The following is a 19,580-nucleotide window of genomic DNA, read 5'->3' on the forward strand; positions in this document are numbered from 1 at the left end:
TTAAAAGCTTTGTGACGGCGCGTATTGCAAACCAATGCGCGCATTCAGCAACTGACACTCAGCGCCAGCTTTTTTGCTGGTCACGCCTTCGCCACCAAGCAAGTTCATCACAAATTCGTTCTGCTTCACTTCAACACTTTCACGCTCGCGGCATAACAGTCGCTGAGCATCATACAAGCCACGGTTTTCGAGGAAGTTGGTGGTGGGTTCCAGCTGCACCACTTCGGCATCTTCGGCAAAGCTGACGTTACTGATGTCATTACCACCAAAGGTGCCGCTCGCGCCAGCCATCAAGTAATGATAGGTCGCAGCTACCGCGCGCTCATTCTGTTGTGCGCCGACGGCAAAGAAGGCGCCACGCTCACCAATCACTTGGAAATTACCTGAGCGCAAATCAACTAACATACCAGTTTGCGCATCGATACCCACGGCAAACGGCACACGGTTGGTGGCTTGCACGCGCAGTAAACGGCCATGGTTGCCCTGCTCACCCATGCGCGTGTCGAGCGTGCCCCAACGGAACAATCCCATACCGCCCATCGGGTGATAAGTAGTGCTAAGTTCGCTCAAATCACGCGGACAAGCATCCTCTTTGTGACAACCCAAACCCGGCGCGCGACTTGCGAATACGCCTTCGCTCAAGGCTGCACGACTGGCACCACCAGTTACCACCGCTTTTGCGGTTAACACGTTGGCCGCCATACCAGCGGCTGCAACTACCAATTCATTCTCCGCAACACGTTGGGCGATAGCCATGGCTAAGGCGTTCGGCTCATTCATCGGGGTCACAACTAAGGCACGCAGCAAGTCTGTATCGCCGTCGGCAAAATACACCGCATCGGCATTTTCGAGCATGGTAATGGCATCGCCATCTTCACAAAATGCTTGTTGTTTCGCGGCCAGTTCACCGTGCACCGCAGCGCGACGGTAAGCCCCCATTTCGCTGGCACGATAATCGTCTAATTCCGCACAGTTATCATCGGCACGGGCGGCCAAGACCGCCGCATCTAACGGTAACCACGAAGCATCAGCACCCGCGCCAGCAAAAGCTTGTAGGTAATAATTGACCAAATCGAGGCTGTCACGTTGCGCAGCGGTAACCACCACCACGTGAGGTGTTTCATCGCCGCTGACAGTGGCTGCTTGCGACACGATTTGCTCTAACAAATTAACTTCTACACCATCTTTGGTCGCCGCGAGATTCACTGCAAAACTACGTTCATCAGCAACACGCATTTCCATGTGGTCGATGATCATGTTCCATTCGCGCTCCGACAACATGTCGTATAAATAGCGCGTTGCGCGGCGGGTAAATTCTTCCAAAAACACGCGCTCGGAAATGACATCTTGGTTCACTCGCTGGTGCAACAAATCAAGCGCTTCACGCAAATCGTCGCGCACTTCACGCCGGTGCGGCGCCCAGTTATCATCGCTCAACAGCGGGTTGACGTATTGCTCAGTAAAGTTGACGTAGCGATCGGTGCGCATGGTATCGCGGTCAATCCAATCGGTGTCATTACAACGTTGCCATGCCATGCTTGAACAAACTTCAAGCGCATCACCGAGAACCACGAGTCCGAACTGGTCGTCTTGGGCTTGGCTGCTAGGGCTGGCGATCAGCGCTGCTGCTGCCAGCGCGCTGGCCAAAATTGAGGTGCGCATTTACCACTCCTTACATTCAAATGCTGTGCGCGACAGTGTAGCACCTTTTCATCATAAACCGAGGTGCTATACTGGCTAACACGAAAGACTCCTGTCAGTAGACTTCCAATAGGGCAAAGAAGTTGCATCGAATTTATCTGCTCATCATTTTAGTTCTGTCTGTTGCTGCCAGCCTCGGTGCCCGCGCGCTGGCCCATGAGCAAGATGCGGCTGAATCCAACATAGAGCAACCCAAAGAATTGGTGTTTCGTACTGCAGAACCCTCGCCCGTGGCCAATTTTGTCGTGCAACTCTTTACCGAAGTCTATGCCGAGCTGGGTATCACTTTGCGCTTTGAAGATATGCCCCGCAATCGCAGTCTCACCGAGGCGAATAAAGGTCGCATTGCGGGCGAACTGGGTCGGGTGCCGATGCTGGCCGAAGAATATGAAAACCTGATGCGGGTCGAATTTCCACTTTATGATTCTGAGGTCATGCTGGTCGCCGACCGTCGCAACTGCGGCATTTGCAGCTTCGAGTCGATTGAAAGTTTTGGTTACATCGCTGGCACGCGCTCGGTTGAAGCGCTGTTAGAGCAGTTGCCACTGAACAAGCCCAACTTACAGGTCGCTAGTTTCGCGCAACTCGAACTTATGTACGACAACGACCGCGTTGATGCGTTAGTTCTCAACGATCTTGAAGCCGAGCTACTGGACGCCAACAACAATCCTTACACCGTGTTTGTGCCTTACGCACGTTTCACTGGCTACCATTATCTGCACAAAAAATATGCGCATTTGATTCCATTGGTTGAAGCCCAGTTAAGCAAGATGCTCACCAGTGGTCGCATTCTCGAGCTGATCGAAGCCAATGACGCGCGTTTACTGACCTCGCAAGGCTTTAACACCGAGCCCAGCCTTGGCGAAATCCGCATCGCCTCAGGCGTGCGCCCGAACTATGCGCAAGGTGATGTCAATCAGGCTTATTTGCAGCTGATTCGCGATATTTTTGCACCTGTGGCAACCGAGCTCGACGTCGAACTCAACAGTTTTGGTCGTGCTTATCGGGGGCTTGATGATAATCGCTTCGATGCACTCATTGGTGCGCAGGCAAAGCAATTGCCAAACAATGCGATTTTGTCGCGTAACCACATCGATTTTGATAGTCCACTCTATGTTTACACCAACGACCAAGACAGCATGCGCAAAGTGTTGGAGGGAACCTTGTTGCAACCGGTCTGCCAAGTGGTCGGCTATCAAGACGAGCAGTTGTTGCCCAACACGCTGAACTATTATGTCGCCGACAGCTTACTCGACTGTTTTGCGATGCTTGATATGGGCCGCATGGGTGCCGTCATCAGCTACGAAACCAGCGTCCCCGAGTGGTCCGAAGCGCCGTATGTCGCGCACAAGCTGCGCGATGCACTACCACTGCACGTCGCGTTCCCGAAAACGCCGCACGGCTATCGCTTGCGCGATTGGTTTGACCGCGAATTCCGTAAACTGGTGGAATCAGGCGCCATCCGCGACTACTTCTCGGATGACACCTTACAGCGCAGCTTTTTGTATTTGAATCTACCGCCGCAAGCTACTGCGGCGGCAACGCCTTAATGGCCGCAACAACGCGTTGTAATTCTTGTTCGTTATCTAACTCGCCCATGAACGGTAGGGCAATGTCGGGCACTACGCCCGCTGGGCGGAGATCCCCGCTCGGTCGAATAATGTGAGCTTTGGCATAGCCCACATTGATACCCGAATGGTCGAGGGTAAACTGTTCCATCGCAGCATAGGTCGTTGCTAAGTCGGCCGTTGCCTCACCGATTATCGTGGCAAAACCGTAGTCTTGGGCAATCGCCGCAACTGACACGGCATTGCTGTAGGAATAGCGGTCGATAAGCACATAAACATCGATGTCACGATGGGCGATGTTCTGCCCATCTGGGTGCGGATTGATGGTGGTCAGTGGAAAGGAAATCACCTCGCCATCGGCATGTGTGGCGTAAAATTCCGCCAACTGTTGCGTCGCCTCGCCGATATTCCCTTCCGCCGCCAAACGACGGTCATTGGCGGCACGCGAGACCGCTGACACCTTAACGCGAAAATCCGAGGCGAATTTAAACGGTTGGTCGGCAAACCACGCGATCATGTGATCACTAAAGCTGTTCGTACCGCCGGGATTATCACGTACATCAATCACGACTTGCGCCACATCTGCGGCGATAAAAGCGTTAAAAGCTTCATCAATAAAGCCATGGAACTCAGTGATGTCCCAAGTCTGGTCAACATTTTCAGCATAAATATTGTAAAACGGTCCGGGCTTCAAATAGCCGACATCGCCTTGCACAATACGATAGTCGCGTGGTGCAACTGGCGGGGTCGACGCTTGCGCGGCTTGCGTGGCTGTAGCGCTCGCGCCAGCTTGTGCATCGTAGTCGAGTGTCGCAAGGGTGACGATGCGCAGCTCTGCATTATCGACAGATTTGACCGTGAGCGTGTAGCTGTCTTGCTCGCCTTCGTAGAGCCACGCCAAAGGCGCAAGACTGGTTGCGGTCATACCATCGAGTAGTTGCTGGTTCTCGGCGCCCATAAAGCTCTGCAACTGTGCCAGCCAAGTGCGTACCGGTACGCCATTGACCTGCACAACTTCATCGCCCAACTGCAATGGGTTGTCGCTGCCAAAGGTATCGGTAACCGTAACCCCGTGCTCAGCAATGGCAACATCAAATGGTAACGTCTTGCCGCCATTTTCTAAAAAGCTTCGGTAAGCGGCAACAGGAAAATCAATCCGCGTATGAACAATGTCGGCGAATGCAGTAAACTGCATGAAGACTTTGCGCGCTTCGAGTGGCGTCAGTGGCTGTTGTAGGCGCTGTTGAAAGTCTGCGTAATGTTGGTCGTACTCGGCTTTGGGGGTCAGTGCAAAAAGGTTATAACTGCCTTGCTGTAATTGTTGATACAGTTGTTGGAAATCCGCTTGCAGTTGCTCCGCAGGCAGCACTGTCGGGTTCGAACTACTGCTCGCAAGAACAGCGGCAAATACGATGTGCGATAACATAAAAGTGTTCCTCGGTTGAAAAAGTCGCATGCAGCGTAAGCAACCGTGAGCCAAACGTCCTGACAAGCTTAAGTGATTTATCGGACAAAAACCTGACAACTATTTAAGTATCTGAATTAATGAATAGTATTGAATCAGAAAAGCTACAAATTGGCGACTGGCAGATCGATTTTGCCAGTGGTTTGGCGGTGCCGTTCAGCACCACATCCGCCGTACCAGACCCTTCTGCGATTCGCCTCGAGCCTAAATCTTGTCAGGTCCTCACGGTTTTAGCGACACACGCTGGCCAAGTCGTGAGTAAGCAAATGCTGATCGATGCAGTGTGGCCCGACAGCTATGCCAGCGATGATACCATCGCGCGCACGGTGTCGCGATTGCGAACAAGTTTAGGCGATGACCCGAAACAACCACGCTATATTGAAACACTTCCTAAACGTGGCTACCGCTTATGTGCAACGGTGCAGCCGGTTACTGCGCTAGCAAGATCAGCCCCGCGCCAAGATAAACGGCAGCCGCTCATTTGGCTGGCAGGTCTGTTCCTTGCAGTCGTTGCCCTGATCTATCTATTCCCTGCGGAACCGCCCTCGGTAGCAGCGAACGACGACTTATTACAGCGCGCGAACGACTATTATCACCAAATGCGGCTCGCCGACAACGAAATGGCCATTGCGCTCTATGAGCAAAAGCTTGAGTTGGACCCCGTAGCCGCCGAAGCGTATGCAGGGCTTGCCAATGCGCTCGTGCAAAAAGCCTTTCGCTGGTCGGAACCGCGCGTTGGCGGTGAGCCCGTATCGATTACCGACCAATATCAAAACGGCGCACTGAGCACGCCCGCAGCACAAGCCAACGTGCGCCGCGCGGCGGTATTGGCTGAACGCGCTGTGGCGTTACAGCCCAACAGTGCGATCGCGCTTAAAGCTTTGGGCTTTGTGCGCTCGGCGCAAGGCGAATGGCAGGCCGCGATTGAACTTTATGAGCGCGCAATTGCTCACGATCCTAACGCTTGGCCGGTGTGGATCAATTTGGCGGACCTTTACACCGCCCAACAACAAGACGCTGCGGCTTTAGCCGCTTTGGAACAAGCGTTTGCAGCAATGACCCTGAGTTACAACGAAGACCCCGTACAAATTCGGCCATGGTACGCGCAGTTGGGCGTACTTATCGCTGACCGCTATTGGCTACGGCACGACGATGCCAACGCCGAAACTTGGTATCGCACTGTGTTAAGTTTTGCGCCGCTCGACCCAGCGGCTACCATAGGCCTTGCTGCGGTGCTACAAACAACTGGAGATAAAGCGGGTGGTTTGCGCTTGTGCAGCGACTTACAGCGCCGCCTGAAACAGTCAGATGATTGCGCGACAGTGCTCAAGCGCCGCCTGCAAAGTCGTGCTGAAACCAGGCGTGATAACTAAGAATCGCCACCGTGTTAGAGAGATTCAGCGAACGATTGTTGGGCTGCATCGGCACGCGAAGGCGTCGTTCGGGGGCAATTTGTGCCATGACATCTGGGTCGAGGCCGCTAGTTTCAGAGCCGAACAGTAACACATCGTCAGCTTGGTATTGCACCTCGGTGTAGCGCTGCGTACCTTTGGTGGTAATGGCGTAAATCGTGCGCTCGCCCATTGCCGTCTTAAACGCGGTAAAGTCTGGGTAGCGGTAGACGTTACTCAAGTCGTGATAGTCGAGCCCAGCACGGCGCAACTTTTTCTCTTCGAGATCGAAGCCAAGCGGTTCGATCAGGTGTAAGGTGCAGCCATTGTTGGCGCACAGGCGAATGATATTGCCGGTGTTCGCTGCCATCACGGGGTGGTAAAGTGCTATATGGAACATCTCAAGGACTCAGTTTAAGGTCAATAGCGGGATTTTATCGGTTTATGGAGCGATTTGCATGAGGCAAAACGGCACTGCCCAACAAAACTATGGTTACTGGGTGAAGATCGCGACGCGCGCGTCGGTTTCCGTAGCACTGACCTTGATTGTGGTGAAACTGTGGGCCTGGTTGGTGACCGATGCATCGAGTATGCTCGCCTCGGCCACCGACTCCATGCTCGATAGTTTGGCTTCGTTATTTACCTTTTTCTCGGTGCGCTATGCGTTACAACCGGCCGATCGTGAGCACCGCTTCGGGCATGGCAAAGCGGAATCCTTGGCGGCGTTGGTGCAATCCGCGTTAATTACCGGCTCGGCACTCTTGCTACTGGTGCACAGTGGTCAGCAACTCTGGCAAGGTGGCAGCGTGTCACAGCCGACGCTGGGGATTTATGTTTCAGTATTTGCGATCGCCATGACGCTCGCCTTGGTCATGCTGCAACGCGTGGCGATTCGTCATACGGACTCCAAAGCGATCGCTGCCGACCATCTGCATTTTCAATCAGATTTGCTGCTCAATAGCGCGGTTATTGTTGCGTTGTTACTCAGTGCTTACGGTTGGTGGTGGGCCGACAGTGCGTTCGCCATCTTGATTGCGATTTACCTCGCCTGGGGTGCGATTCGGATTGGCTGGGAGGCATTTCAAGGGCTGATGGACCGAGAACTGCCATTAGCCGACAAAGAGAAAATCGTTGAGGTGCTGGTCGAGACACCGGGAATTCACGGCTGGCATGACTTACGCACCCGTGCATCGGGCCCCACACGCTTTATTCAATGTCATGTCGAATTAGAAGACGAACTATCGCTGCGCAAAGCCCATGATATTGCCGATGGTGCCGAGCAGAAATTACGCGCGCTGTTCCCCGATACCGATGTGATTATTCACATGGATCCATTGTCCGCGGTTCCCCGCCCTGAGCAAACCAACGCAACAAGCGATTGATTACGGGCTGGCGATATTCATCGCTTTCAATCAAGAGTTCATGGCGGCCGCCTTCGACCACCATGAGCTGGCTGAATGGATGTGAGAGCGCACAAACAAACTCGCGTTGCGCTTTGCCTTCCACCACTTCATCGGCACCCCCTTGCACCACCAGCACCGGAATGTGAATGTCCGCCGCTTCATTGATGGCTTGTCGCGCAGCTCTTAAGGCTTGCGATAGCCAACGGAAAGTCGGGCCACCGAGTTGCACTTCAGGATGTAATTTGTACTGTTCGCGGAAGCTCGAGTAGCGCGCTTGGCTGTGGCTTAGCTGATTTTCGCTAAACGGCACCTCAACGTAGTCACTCATCCCGATAAAATACCAAGGCTTGCTCGGCATCAGCCATTGGTTCAGGGTCGCGCCAAGCGTAGTGATGCCGACGGCAACACTGTGCGGAATAAAACTAGTTTGAATGCCGAACATCGGCGAACATAACACCGCTGCTTTCACTTGGTGGGGGTAACGCGCGAGATACAAAGCGGCTATCGCACCCCCCATGGAATGCGCTAGCAAATATTGATTGAGTGCTTGGCCTTGCTCCGACTGCGTCTGCTTTTCAACGTCGCGAACAAACGCGGCAAAATCATCAACGAAATCACTGAAATGATGAACATGGCCCTGATGCGGATTCGGCGTCAGACGCTGCGAAAAACCTTGGCCGCGATGGTCGAGGACCGCCACTGCGTAGCCTTGCTGACACAGTTCCCACGCGAGCTCGGGATACTTGATCGCTGCCTCAATGCGGCCGGGGCTGATCAGTACGATGGCTTTGGCGTTTTCCGGCTGTAGCAAATAATAATTGAGCTGAACTTGTTTCGGTCGCTGAATAGTAAATTGCTGAGCATGCTCACGCCAAAACGGCAGAATCGTGTCGTTGTAGAATGCGTGCCATTCGCACTTCTGATCATCTGCTGGCTTATCGTCCACTTGCCCTGTCATCGTTTTGCCTCACCGGCTGTTATGCTTCTGACACCGCTTGTAGAGGCAGTGTCACCGTTATTTCTAAACCACCATCGGGGTGATTGCGCGCCTCGACGGTACCGCCTAAAACTGCGGCGGTACGCATACTTAACGCCATACCTAAACCGACACCAGCTTTATGATTACGTGACGGATCGGCGCGATAGAACGGCGTAAACAGCTGACTCAATTGCTCGGGTGGTACGCCAGGTCCATGGTCACGAATGATGATAGTGTAGCGAGTCCCGTGTTGTTGACAACTGATTTCAATTGCATCGTCGGTGTACTGCAGTGCATTACGCACAAAATTCTCAATGATCAGCCTTAAGAGTTCCGGATCGCTTTCAGTATTCGGCCAAGCATCGCTTTCATAAACTTGCAAACGCGCGCCTTGCTTAGCATCAGTATAGTTCAAGTCGCTCACCAATTGTTCGACCAGCCGACGGACATCAACCGGTTCGGCTTGCAGTTTCACCAAGCCGTTTTCCAGACGCGAGAGCGACAAGATCCGCTCAATAATAGTACTTAAGCGTTCTAAATCGCGGCCGAGTTGATTCATATGATTGTCGCGCGCTTGGCTATCGTCTTCGTCTGCGCTGAGCATCAGCGCCACTTGCATGCGGGCGAGCGGCGAGCGTAGTTCGTGCGATACGTCAGACAACAAACGGCGCTGAGCATCGCGCGATACGGCGAGATCGTACGCGGTGGTACTTAGGGCGCGCGCAAGCTCGCCGAGTTCGTCGTTGCGCTTGGGTAAGCGTTTGAGATTCGGCTGTTCGCTACCCTTGGCGATTTCCCGCGTGGCATGGGTCAGACGGCGCAATGGCTGAATCAACCAAACACCGAGCAAAATCGCGATAGCGAAGCTACCGACTAGCAGCGACAAGGTTTGTACGCGCTGGGTTTGCTGCTCATTGGTGGCTTGTTCCTGCTGTTCATCCGCGGTCAACGGACGCGTCACCAGAATACGGTAGTCTTGTAACGCAAAGGGGCCAATCAGCATGCGACTCCCCATGGGGAACTGCTGCGGTTGATCGGCGTCGAGTTGTCGCATCATTAACTCACGGAAGTTGGCGCTAATATTGCGGTCGAACTGCAAACGTTCGGTGCCACTGGGCGCCAAACTGGCGGCAACGCGGTAGTCACCAGCGACTAAGCGCCCCGGCGTCAGCGAGCGGAAGGTTTCAACTTCTGACAGTATCGGCGCCAGCGATGATTGCACCTCGCTGGGCACCGGTTGCGGCACCACCGGCTTGCTGAACCAGAGCGCCAGCAGGTAACCGCTGCTTGCCACCGCAAACAGCAGTACCCAAAATAGTAGTAACAGGCGTATCGACAGCGAGTTATACCAGCGCATGGCGCTCCCTTTCGACGGTGGCTAACTTAGGCGAGTTTCAGGATGCGATAACCGCGACCCCGCACGGTTTGGATCCGCTCGGGTTCGTTCGGTAACTTCTTGCGAATGTTACTAATATGCACATCCAAGCTGCGGTCAAACGGCGCCAATGAGCGACCCAAGGCAGCGACCGAAAGCTGGTCTTTGCTCACCACTTCGCCACTGCCTCGCACTAAGGTGCGCAAGATGTCGAATTCGGTTGGAGTTAAATCGAGCACGTAGTCATCACAGCGCGCTTCATTTTGTGCCGGGTCCACGGTAAATCCGGCGTACTCGGCTTTTTCTGGGCGCACGCTGGTATTCGGTGTGCGGCGCAATAGTGCTTTTACGCGCGCGACCAATTCTTTTGGATAGAAAGGTTTTGGTAAGTAATCATCGGCACCCAGCTCGAGCCCCGCGACGCGATCTTCGTCGTCACCCCGCGCGGTCAACATCAACACTGGCGTGTTGCGCGACTGCTGGCGTAAGCGTTGTAATAACTGGAAGCCGTCGATGCCTGGCAACATGACATCGAGCAAGATGAGATCATAAGACCCGCTAAGCGCGCGCTCGAGGCCAATTTCACCGTCGGCGGCGAGGGTCAACTGGAAGCCTTCCTTGGTCAGGATTTGCTCCAACATACTGCTTAGTTCTGCATCATCATCTACAAGTAATATTTTGCTCATAAGTTACCCTGTGTTGTTGTCTTGTAGCTCTTTACACACTAAGCATTATGTAAAGGACAGTGTAAATTAATAGCCCATTTACCTATCTTTTACCAAGTCTTTGAGCTTGCGAGTTAAGGTGTTGCGGCCCCAGCCAAGCAGCTCTGCAGCTTGCTGTTTATGGCCGTCGGTATGCTTTAGAGCCGCTTCTAATGCGATTCGTTCAATTTCCTCAGTAAGCTCAGTTAAGACATTGACCTCATTTTGGTTGAATTGCTGCTGCACATAATCCCGAATCTCGCAACGCCATCCTTTTGATTCTGCGGGCAAATCCTCCGAAAAAGGGCTGCCCTTTCTGAGGGGGTCGGGCAGGTCGGCAAGGTCGACTAGGCGGGCGGGTGCCATCACGGTGAGCCAGCGGCAGGTATTCTCTAGCTGGCGCACGTTGCCGGGCCAGTCGGCTTGCTGCAAGGCGGCTTCGGCGGCCGGCGTTAGCTGCTTCGGCTCTGCGTTTAGTTCTTGCGCGGCCTTGCTGAGAAAGTGCTGCGCTAGTTGCGGAATATCGCTGCGGCGCTCGGCAAGAGTTGGCAATTGCAGACGGATAACGTTGAGGCGATGGAACAAGTCCTCGCGAAATTCGCGTTGCTCAACGCGCTGTTCGAGTTGTTGGTGGGTCGCGGCAATGATGCGCACGTTGACTTGCACCGGCTCGTAGCTACCCACTGGATAGAACTGTCCTTCGGCCAACACGCGCAACAAGCGGGTTTGCACGGCCAATGGCATATCGCCGATTTCATCAAGAAACAATGTGCCACCATCGGCTTGCTCGAAGCGCCCTCGGCGACGCTGGGTCGCACCGGTGAAAGCGCCTTTTTCATGACCAAACAGTTCTGACTCAATGAGATCTGCCGGAATCGCTGCCATGTTCAGCGCGATAAAGGGTTTGTGCTGGCGCGGACTGTGCTGGTGCAGCGCGCGTGCAACTAGCTCTTTACCAGTGCCCGAAGCGCCGGTGATAAGCACCGTGGCACTGGAGTGGGATAACCGCCCAATGGCGCGAAATACGTCTTGCATTGCTGGAGCGGCACCGATAATACCACTGGCGAAATGACCCGCTTGGGTGTCGGTTTGAGTTTGTTGCTCAAGCTGTAAGGCACGGCTGACGGTGTGTACCACTTCGTCCATGTCAAAAGGTTTGGCGAGATACTCAAAAGCCCCACCTTGGAAGGCACTGACCGCCGAATCAAGATCGGAGTGGGCGGTCATCACGATGACCTTCAGCTGCGGATACTGGCGTTGCACGAACTCCAATACCGCGAGGCCATCATCACCAGGCATACGGATGTCGGTCAGTAATACCAGCGGCTGTGTGTGCTCGAGGGCTTGGTACAGTTGCTGCGCATTGGCGAAACTGCGCGTCTCGATATTGGCGCGTTGCAGCGCTTTTTCTAGCACCCAACGAATCGAGCTATCATCATCGAGCAGCCAAACCGGTTGTTCACTTTGCATGGCTTACTCCTGTGTCGCTGTTGAGCGGGTTTCGATGTACGGCAGATACAGCAAAAAGCGGGTGTCGCCGGGCTCACTCAAAACCTCGACCTTACCGGCGTGCTGATGCACCACGTTCTGCGTGATCGCCAAACCCAGTCCGGTGCCACCTGCGCGACCACTGACCATGGGATAAAACAGGGTGTCTTTGAGTTGCTCTGGGATGCCCGGACCGTTGTCTTGCACTTCGACCACGGCACATTGGCGATAACGCTGTCCGTATAACGTTTGCTGGTGCAAAATGCGAGTGCGCACAGTGATCAGGCCGCTCGCTTGGTCACTCAGGGCTTCAAGTGCGTTCATCACCACGTTAAGAACCGCTTGTTCAATGGCATCGGGAGCCATGGTGAGCTCCGGTAAACTCGGATCGTAATCGCGTTGGATCTGAATCTGCTGCGGCGCACTCAACTGCGCAACGGCAATGACGTTTTCAATCACCGCATGCAAATTCATGGCAGCTCGCTTGGGCAACTCATGGGAACCGAGCATGCGATCGACCAAATTCCGCAAACGGTCGGCCTGCTGCATGATCAGGTCGGTGTACTCGGTGAGGTCACTGTCGTTGAGCTCACTCGCCAACAATTGCGCGGCGCCGCGTAAACCGCCTAACGGATTTTTAATTTCATGGGCGAGGCCACGCACAATGCTGTGCGCCGCTTGCAGTTGCTGTTGCTGGGAGTTTTCTTGATTGATGCGACGAATTTGGTCGACTTGGCGCAATTCCAGCAATACCTGCTGATTGCTCAGCGGTTGTGCAATAAATTCGACGGTTAAACGCTGACCATCGTGGAAAATCCAAGTCACATCGCTGTCTGACACGCTTTGTTGCTCACGCATCGCATGGCGTAGCACCTGCGGATCCAACGAACTAAAACTAAACAGGCTAAATAGCGGTGTGTTGAGCAACCGCTTGCGGCTGCCATCAAGAATGGTCTCGGCAGCAGCGTTCATGTAGGTAATATGGAACTGCTCATCAAGCTGAACGATGCCGGTTAGAAGTTGGTCCCAATCCGGATGCACCAAGTTGGTGCAATCAGTTTTGGCCACCCGTACCACCTTGTGTGTTATTGATGGCAGGATTCAAGACCGATGCTTGATGCAAGAAGAAGGTTACGGTTGAGGACTGTGCCAAGGTCGCCCCCTGCTCATCGAACATGCGCACCATCAGGCGGTGTTCCCCACGCGGCAAGCCGCTCATGGTGATTGAATTCGCCGGCCCTTCATAGGTGATTTGATTATTAAAATACAGCTTAAATTGCGGATCTCCGTCGAGATTTTCGACTTGATCTTGCCAGCTCACAGTGACATCACCTTCGTTGTCACGAATGGTTTGCTCGTGCCGCGGACTGGTAATGCTAACGCTGGCAGTAACGCTCTCATCGCGTTCTAGCGAATTGGTATCGATGGCTGAGTCAGCCCGTTTTAACGTCGCAAATTCACTAACCACGGTATCAACTTTGACTTGCTCGGCACCGTCTTGCTTCTGATCAGTATAGGTCACCGAGCCATCAGCATTGCGCTTTTTATAGATTTGCTGGGCGTGGCTTGGGGTCGCTAACATTAACAGGAGGCTTCCCGTCACCACCATGGCAAGGTATTTGCTGAGTGATAAAGACATGAGAAACCTCCTCTTTTAATGTCGCTTATGCACGCATTGAATTAGACACTATAGTACAGGTCGAACTCAATTGGGTGCGTGGTCATTTTCAGCGTCATGACTTCTTTTTGCTTGAGCTTGATGTAAGCGTCAATCATATCATCAGTCATCACGCCGCCTTCTTTCAAGAAGTCGCGGTCTTTGTCCAATGCTTCGAGTGCCATCTCTAGTGAATGACAGACGGTTGGAATTTCTTTCGCTTCTTCTGCTGGCAAATCGTACAAGTCTTTGTCCATAGCATCGCCAGGGTGGATCTTATTTTTGATACCGTCAAGGCCGGCCATCAACAAAGCTGCGAAGCACAGGTAAGGGTTCGCTGCTGGGTCAGGGAAACGGACTTCGATGCGGCGCGCTTTCGCACTCGCCACCAGCGGAATACGAATTGATGCAGAACGGTTACGGGCAGAGTACGCCAACATTACCGGAGCTTCGAAGCCTGGGACCAAACGCTTGTACGAGTTGGTCGCGGGGTTAGCAAAGGCGTTGATAGCACGGGCATGCTTGATGATACCGCCGATGTAATACAACGCTGTTTCGCTCAGGCCACCGTACTGGTCACCGGCGAACATGTTCTTGCCGTCTTTGCTCAATGACATGTGTACGTGCATGCCTGAACCGTTGTCGCCCACGATTGGCTTCGGCATAAAAGTAGCGGTCATACCGTATGAATGAGCAACGTTGTGCACTACATACTTGTAAACCTGAATCTCGTCGGCTTTCTTGGTCAAGGTATTGAAGCGAGTTGCCACTTCGTTCTGGCCGGCAGTTGCGACTTCGTGGTGGTGCGCTTCAACGACTAGGCCCATGTCTTCCATCACTTCACACATAGTGCTACGGATGTCGTGCGCTGAGTCCACCGGTGGTACTGGGAAGTAACCGCCTTTAACGCCTGGACGGTGCGCTAAGTTACCGTCAGCATATTCTTTACCTGAGTTCCACTTCGCTTCTTCTGCTTCGATTTTGTAGAACGAGCCGCTCATGTCAGTGTGGAAACGCACGTCGTTGAACAAGAAGAATTCTGGCTCTGGACCAAACAATGCGCTGTCGGCAATACCTGAGCTTTGCAAGAAAGCTTCAGCGCGACGGGCGATTGAACGCGGGTCACGGTCGTAACCTTGCATGGTGTCTGGTTCTAGAATGTCGCACACCACGTTCATAGTTTGCACGTTTGAGAACGGGTCAAGTACAACTGAAGAGCAGTCTGGCATTAACACCATGTCTGACTCGTTGATACCTTTCCAACCGCTGATTGAAGAGCCATCGAACATTTTGCCTTCTTCGAAGAAGTCTTCATTTATTTGCGACACCGGGATGGTGACGTGCTGCTCTTTACCTTTGGTATCGGTAAAGCGCAAATCAACGAATTTCACTTCGTTTTCTTCAATAAACTTCATTACGTCTGCTGGTGTCGACATGTGTTCCTCCGGAAATCGTATGTCATTCAACGAAAATTGCTAAAAAAGAGTATAGCCAAGTGTGGCTATTTCGCATGTCTAATAGTAAGCAAAACCCATGCCAACTTTTCGTCGCACCCCCCGATCGCTAACAACCGCCACACAGCGCCATTGCTGGCAAACACCCCCTAAAGTGGGCTGCCCTTTCTGCTAGCTTTTGCACCATTATAGTGCAGCAGGTTGCACTATGCTAGTGCAACCTGCTGCTGACGGAGATTAGCGCATTTGGCGCTTCAGTAGGGAGGCGTACAACAGTGGAATGACAATGAGGGTCAGCACGGTTGAAACGGCGATGCCGAAGATGAGGCTCACAGCCAAGCCGTTGAAGATGGGGTCATCAAGGATAAAGAAGGCGCCCATCATGGCGGCAATCGCGGTCAGCACGATCGGTTGCGTACGCACTGCGGCGGCCTGAATGACAGCGTCGTTCAGTGGTTTGCCCGCAGCCACTGCTTCGCGCACGAAATCCACCAACAGAATCGAGTTGCGCACGATGATACCGGCCAATGCAATCATGCCGATCATCGAGGTAGCCGTGAATTGCGCGCCGAGCAACGCATGGCCTGGCATGATGCCAATCAAGGTCAACGGAATCGGTGCCATGATCACCAAGGGTACGCCGTAACTGCCAAAGTGGCCAACGACCAACAAGTAAATCAACAGCAGCCCAACAGCATAGGCTAGCCCCATGTCACGGAAGGTCTCGTAAGTGATTTGCCACTCACCGTCCCACTTAACTGCGGCTTGGTCCCATTCAGTCGGCTGCTTGATGTAGCTCTGCGGCAAGTCAATGCCACCCGTTGCGCTAAACAAACCATACAATGGCGAATCGACCGTACCCGCCATGTCGGCAGTCACATACACTACCGGGCGCAAATCTTTGTGATAGGCCCATTGCTGCAACGGCTGTTCAGTGCGCTCCATAAAGGCACTGATTGGCACTGTGGCACCGTTTTGTGCGGTCACCGTTAGTCCTTCAAGCTGCGCCAGCTGACCCTGCCATTCCGGCGGTAACTGCAGTTGTACCGGAATCGGTTGTAGCTGATCCGGTAATGCCAAATAGGTCACTGGTAGGCCACTTAAAGCAGTTTGCAAAACCTGCGCGGCTTGTTGCGGATTCACGCCCAACTGAGTCGCACGGGCATAATTGATTTGCCAAACTTCTTCGCTGCCCGCAGCCACCAAAGTGGTATCGACATCCACCACACCGTCGGTGGCCATCAATTGCTCGCGTACATGCTGTGCGGCAGCCGCGCGTTCTGCCGCCGACGGTCCATAAACCTCGGCAACAATCGGCGCTAGTACTGGCGGTCCAGGTGGCACTTCCACCACTTTTAGACTGCCACCAGCCGCCTCCGCGATAGGTGTCAACAGCGGCCGGATCGCTAACGCAATTTCATGACTGGCACGATCGCGGTCGCCTTTCTCGGCAAGCGTCACCTGAATGTCACCATGATGCGGCGCAGCGCGCAAATAATATTGCCGCACCAAGCCATTGAAACCAATTGGCGATGCCGTGCCTGCATAGATTTGCGTAGCCGTCACCTCAGGCACTTCATCGAGCTTGTGCGCCATTTGCATCAGCACTGCGTTGGTTTGCTCCAAGCTGGTATTTTCCGGCATGTCCAGTACCAGCTTAATTTCGCTTTTGTTATCGAACGGTAGCATTTTCAGCACCACCGCCTGAATCACCGCCAACCCCATGACCGCTACAATCAAGGCGATCAAACCAAAGCCCATAAAGTAGCGTTTTTTGCGGCTCTCGAGCAGTGGTTTCATGATGCGGGTAAACAAGCGTTGTAAGCGTCCCTCTGGGGCTTGCAACGGGTCGTCAGCGTGCTCATCGCCGCCATGACCGGAGTCTTTTAACAAGTGCCGCGCCAACCAAGGCGTTACTGTGAGGGCAATCAGTAGCGATAACAGCATCCCCATTGACGCATTAATTGGGATCGGGCTCATATAGGGGCCCATCAACCCGCTCACGAAGGCCATCGGCAGCAGCGCTGCAATGACCGTAAAGGTTGCCAAAATAGTGGGGCCACCGACTTCATCAACCGCCGGTGGAATGGCGTCTTTGAGCGATTTGCCCATGCCTAAATGGCGGTGAATATTCTCGACCACGACAATGGCGTCATCCACCAGAATACCGATGGAAAAGATCAAGGCGAACAGCGACACGCGGTTCAAGGTAAAGCCGTAAGCCCAAGACGCGAAGAGGGTGGTCGCCAAGGTTAGAATCACCGCGCTACCCACCACCACGGCTTCGCGCTTACCAAGGGTAAACAACACCAAGGCAATCACTGAAATGGTGGCGAAAATAAGCTTCTGAATGAGCTGCGAGGCTTTATCATCGGCGGTTTGGCCGTAGTTGCGCGTCACATCGACCTGTAAGTCTGCTGGCAGCCACTGTTGTTGCAGCGTCGCTAATCGATCAAGCACCGCTTGCGCCACGTCTACGGCGTTCTCACCCGCTTTTTTAGTCACAGTCATGGTCACTGCAGGTTGCGCTTCGGCACCTTTCTCGCGCGACCAGACATAACGTGACGGCTGGGTTGCACTGGCGCGTACTTCAGCAACTTGCTCGAGGCGAACTGGACGTTCATCAACGACCGCCACTATCAGCTCGCGCAGTTGTTGCACACTGCTAACGAAACCACCTGCTTGCACTTGAATCAGGTTACCCTGCTGCAAGCGGTAACCGGCTTGCGCTGAGGTGTTTTGCGCAGCAAGGGCTTGTTGTACGCGGGTAATATCAAGACCAACTTGCTGCAACGCAGTGCTGTCGAGCACTACACTGATTTGCTCCGGCTCGGCACCAATCACTTGCACTTCACGCACACCTGCCACGTTTTGCAAGGGCGCCCGTAGGGTGTCAGCGACTGCTTTCAGTTCTAACGAATCCGAGGTCAAGGTCAGCCCCAATACCGGCACGTCGTCAATACCACGCGCCTGCACCAGCGGCTGGCTGGTTTGCGGATGTTGCTGTTGCCAAGCGGCCAAGCTGTCAAACAACTCGACCAAGGCTTTGTCACGCGGCACCCCAACTTCGAACTGCACCGTCACCAGCGCCTGACCCGGCTGTGATACCGAGTAAATATGTTCAATACCCTGCATGCGGGCAAAATGTTGCTCGAGCGGCGTTGCCAGTTGTTGCTCAACTTGCTCCACCCGTGCACCGGGGAATGCCACCATGACATCCGCCATGGTAACATCGATTTGCGGCTCTTCTTCACGCGGCGTGATCATGGCCGCCATCAGACCAAGCAACAAGCCAAACAGCGCCAGCAATGGCGTTATTTGCGAACGTTCACCCCATGCCGCCATGCGGCCGGCGATGCCCATTTTAGTTGCCATACTGCACCACCTCGTCTGCTTGCAAGCCAGCAACAATTTCTACTTCATCGCCATAAATGGCGCCTATGCGCACCGCGCGCCAGCTGCCGTCAGCCATTTTCACCAGGTTCATTTCGCCCTGCCGATACAATGCCGCTTGCGGGATCACCACGCCTTGGTGCGCACCCACCTGCACCGTGACCGTTTGCCATTGTCCCGGTAACAGATCGGTGTTGGCTGGGAGATTCAAACGCAAACGCTGTGTACCTGTGCGTTGATCGGCGGTTGGAAAGAGTAAAAATGCGACCGGTTCAATAGCTTCTACCCGAGCCCACTCATAAGTGGCGGCGCCAGCGCCGTGATGCGCTGGCAAATCAACATGAATACGCAACTCGGCTGGGTCAAAGCCGCTCATCAAAGGCGTGCCCGGCTGTACAAGTTCGCCCGGCTCAACCATACGCTCGCTGACGACGCCGGTGTATGGTGCTTTCACTTCGGTATACGACAATTGCTCTTGCGCCCGCGCCACCGCTGCCTGCGCTGCACGTTGCTGCGCCTTGGCATTATCAAGCTGCGCAGTCACACGGTCTTCTTCGGCTTCTGACACCAAACGCTGTGCCACCAACTTGGTAACCCGATCATATTCCTGCTGTGCCGCAGTAAGTGCAGCTTTAGCCGCTGCTAATTGCGCTTCAGCTTGGGTCAATGCCTGATATTGCTCGACGGAAGCAATCCGCACGATAGTCGTACCCGCTGGGACTTGGTCACCCACCTCGACCAATACGCGTTCGACACGCCCAGAAACTTGCGCGGAGACTGTTGCTGCATTGGTGGCTTCAACTACGCCCTGCAACTGTAAATAGTCAGCCAGTTCGCGTTGTTGTGCGGTGGCGGTTTGCCCAGCTTGAGCCCAAGTTATCGGGCTTAACATCGTTGCTGTAAGCAAACCCACCACCCACCACGTGCGCTGTAAACTCTTCATGAAGTTGTCCTCTGTCGATCACTGATCAAGCAAAAATTTAATTGGTTGTTATTTTAGTA

14 protein-coding genes and 1 pseudogene are annotated in these 19,580 nt (G+C 53.8%); 3 read left to right on the forward strand and 12 right to left on the reverse strand.

Translation table 11 applies throughout. The features are described 5' to 3' along the window. A complete protein-coding gene (locus ACJ8W9_RS10795) occupies window positions 1-1,662 on the reverse strand; it encodes a cyanophycinase (RefSeq protein ID WP_411361067.1) in 1,662 nt (553 codons plus the stop codon). Window positions 1,663-1,784: 122 nt separating this feature from the next. Between ACJ8W9_RS10795 and ACJ8W9_RS10800 the strand changes: the two genes are divergently transcribed. After that, complete coding sequence (locus ACJ8W9_RS10800; RefSeq protein WP_411361068.1) at window positions 1,785-3,251, forward strand: hypothetical protein; 1,467 nt, start codon at window positions 1,785-1,787, stop codon at window positions 3,249-3,251. Here ACJ8W9_RS10800 and ACJ8W9_RS10805 read toward each other — a convergent pair. After that, window positions 3,229-4,695 (reverse strand): S41 family peptidase, encoded by a 1,467-nt coding sequence (locus ACJ8W9_RS10805; RefSeq protein WP_411359428.1) that lies wholly within the window; start codon window positions 4,693-4,695, stop codon window positions 3,229-3,231. The genes ACJ8W9_RS10800 and ACJ8W9_RS10805 overlap by 23 nt on opposite strands. 119 nt (window positions 4,696-4,814) lie before the next feature. Here ACJ8W9_RS10805 and ACJ8W9_RS10810 point away from each other — a divergent pair, with 119 nt between their 5' ends. Then, complete coding sequence (locus tag ACJ8W9_RS10810) at window positions 4,815-6,107, forward strand: winged helix-turn-helix domain-containing protein (RefSeq protein WP_411359427.1); 1,293 nt, start codon at window positions 4,815-4,817, stop codon at window positions 6,105-6,107. On the opposite strand, the gene ACJ8W9_RS10815 is transcribed toward ACJ8W9_RS10810, so the two are convergent. After that, window positions 6,061-6,525, reverse strand: a complete 465-nt coding sequence (locus ACJ8W9_RS10815; protein WP_411361069.1) for a tRNA (cytidine(34)-2'-O)-methyltransferase — start codon at window positions 6,523-6,525, stop codon at window positions 6,061-6,063. The two genes, ACJ8W9_RS10810 and ACJ8W9_RS10815, sit on opposite strands and share 47 nt — an antisense overlap. Window positions 6,526-6,583: 58 nt before the next feature. Between ACJ8W9_RS10815 and ACJ8W9_RS10820 the strand changes: the two genes are divergently transcribed. Next, window positions 6,584-7,507 (forward strand): cation diffusion facilitator family transporter, encoded by a 924-nt coding sequence (locus ACJ8W9_RS10820; RefSeq protein WP_411361070.1) that lies wholly within the window; start codon window positions 6,584-6,586, stop codon window positions 7,505-7,507. Here the strand turns inward: ACJ8W9_RS10820 and ACJ8W9_RS10825 are convergent. The 9 genes and pseudogenes from ACJ8W9_RS10825 to ACJ8W9_RS10865 form a co-directional block, all read right to left on the reverse strand. Then, complete coding sequence (locus ACJ8W9_RS10825) at window positions 7,443-8,486, reverse strand: alpha/beta fold hydrolase (RefSeq protein WP_411361071.1); 1,044 nt, start codon at window positions 8,484-8,486, stop codon at window positions 7,443-7,445. The genes ACJ8W9_RS10820 and ACJ8W9_RS10825 overlap by 65 nt on opposite strands. A 19-nt stretch (window positions 8,487-8,505) precedes the next feature. Continuing rightward, window positions 8,506-9,864, reverse strand: coding sequence for a sensor histidine kinase (locus tag ACJ8W9_RS10830; RefSeq protein WP_411361072.1), 1,359 nt, complete (start codon window positions 9,862-9,864; stop codon window positions 8,506-8,508). 26 nt (window positions 9,865-9,890) lie between these two features. Then, window positions 9,891-10,568, reverse strand: coding sequence for a response regulator transcription factor (locus tag ACJ8W9_RS10835; RefSeq protein WP_411361073.1), 678 nt, complete (start codon window positions 10,566-10,568; stop codon window positions 9,891-9,893). 78 nt (window positions 10,569-10,646) lie between these two features. After that, complete coding sequence (gene ntrC, locus ACJ8W9_RS10840) at window positions 10,647-12,056, reverse strand: nitrogen regulation protein NR(I) (RefSeq protein ID WP_411361074.1); 1,410 nt, start codon at window positions 12,054-12,056, stop codon at window positions 10,647-10,649. Between the two features lie 3 nt (window positions 12,057-12,059). Further along, window positions 12,060-13,151 (reverse strand): nitrogen regulation protein NR(II), encoded by a 1,092-nt coding sequence (gene glnL / locus ACJ8W9_RS10845; protein ID WP_413694485.1) that lies wholly within the window; start codon window positions 13,149-13,151, stop codon window positions 12,060-12,062. A gap of 403 nt (window positions 13,152-13,554) precedes the next feature. After that, a pseudogene (locus ACJ8W9_RS10850) lies at window positions 13,555-13,713 on the reverse strand (DUF4124 domain-containing protein); the annotation flags it as partial. A 41-nt stretch (window positions 13,714-13,754) separates the two neighbouring features. Then, a complete protein-coding gene (glnA, locus tag ACJ8W9_RS10855; protein WP_411359419.1) occupies window positions 13,755-15,167 on the reverse strand; it encodes a glutamate--ammonia ligase in 1,413 nt (470 codons plus the stop codon). Between the two features lie 255 nt (window positions 15,168-15,422). After that, window positions 15,423-18,560, reverse strand: a complete 3,138-nt coding sequence (locus ACJ8W9_RS10860) for an efflux RND transporter permease subunit (RefSeq protein ID WP_411361076.1) — start codon at window positions 18,558-18,560, stop codon at window positions 15,423-15,425. Beyond that, a complete protein-coding gene (locus ACJ8W9_RS10865) occupies window positions 18,550-19,521 on the reverse strand; it encodes an efflux RND transporter periplasmic adaptor subunit (protein ID WP_411361077.1) in 972 nt (323 codons plus the stop codon). Before ACJ8W9_RS10865 ends, ACJ8W9_RS10860 begins: the two co-directional genes overlap by 11 nt. Window positions 19,522-19,580 lie beyond the last annotated feature (59 nt).

The sequence above is a fragment of the Pseudidiomarina salilacus genome, assembly GCF_047323925.1.
Classification (GTDB): Bacteria; Pseudomonadota; Gammaproteobacteria; order Enterobacterales; family Alteromonadaceae; genus Pseudidiomarina; species Pseudidiomarina salilacus.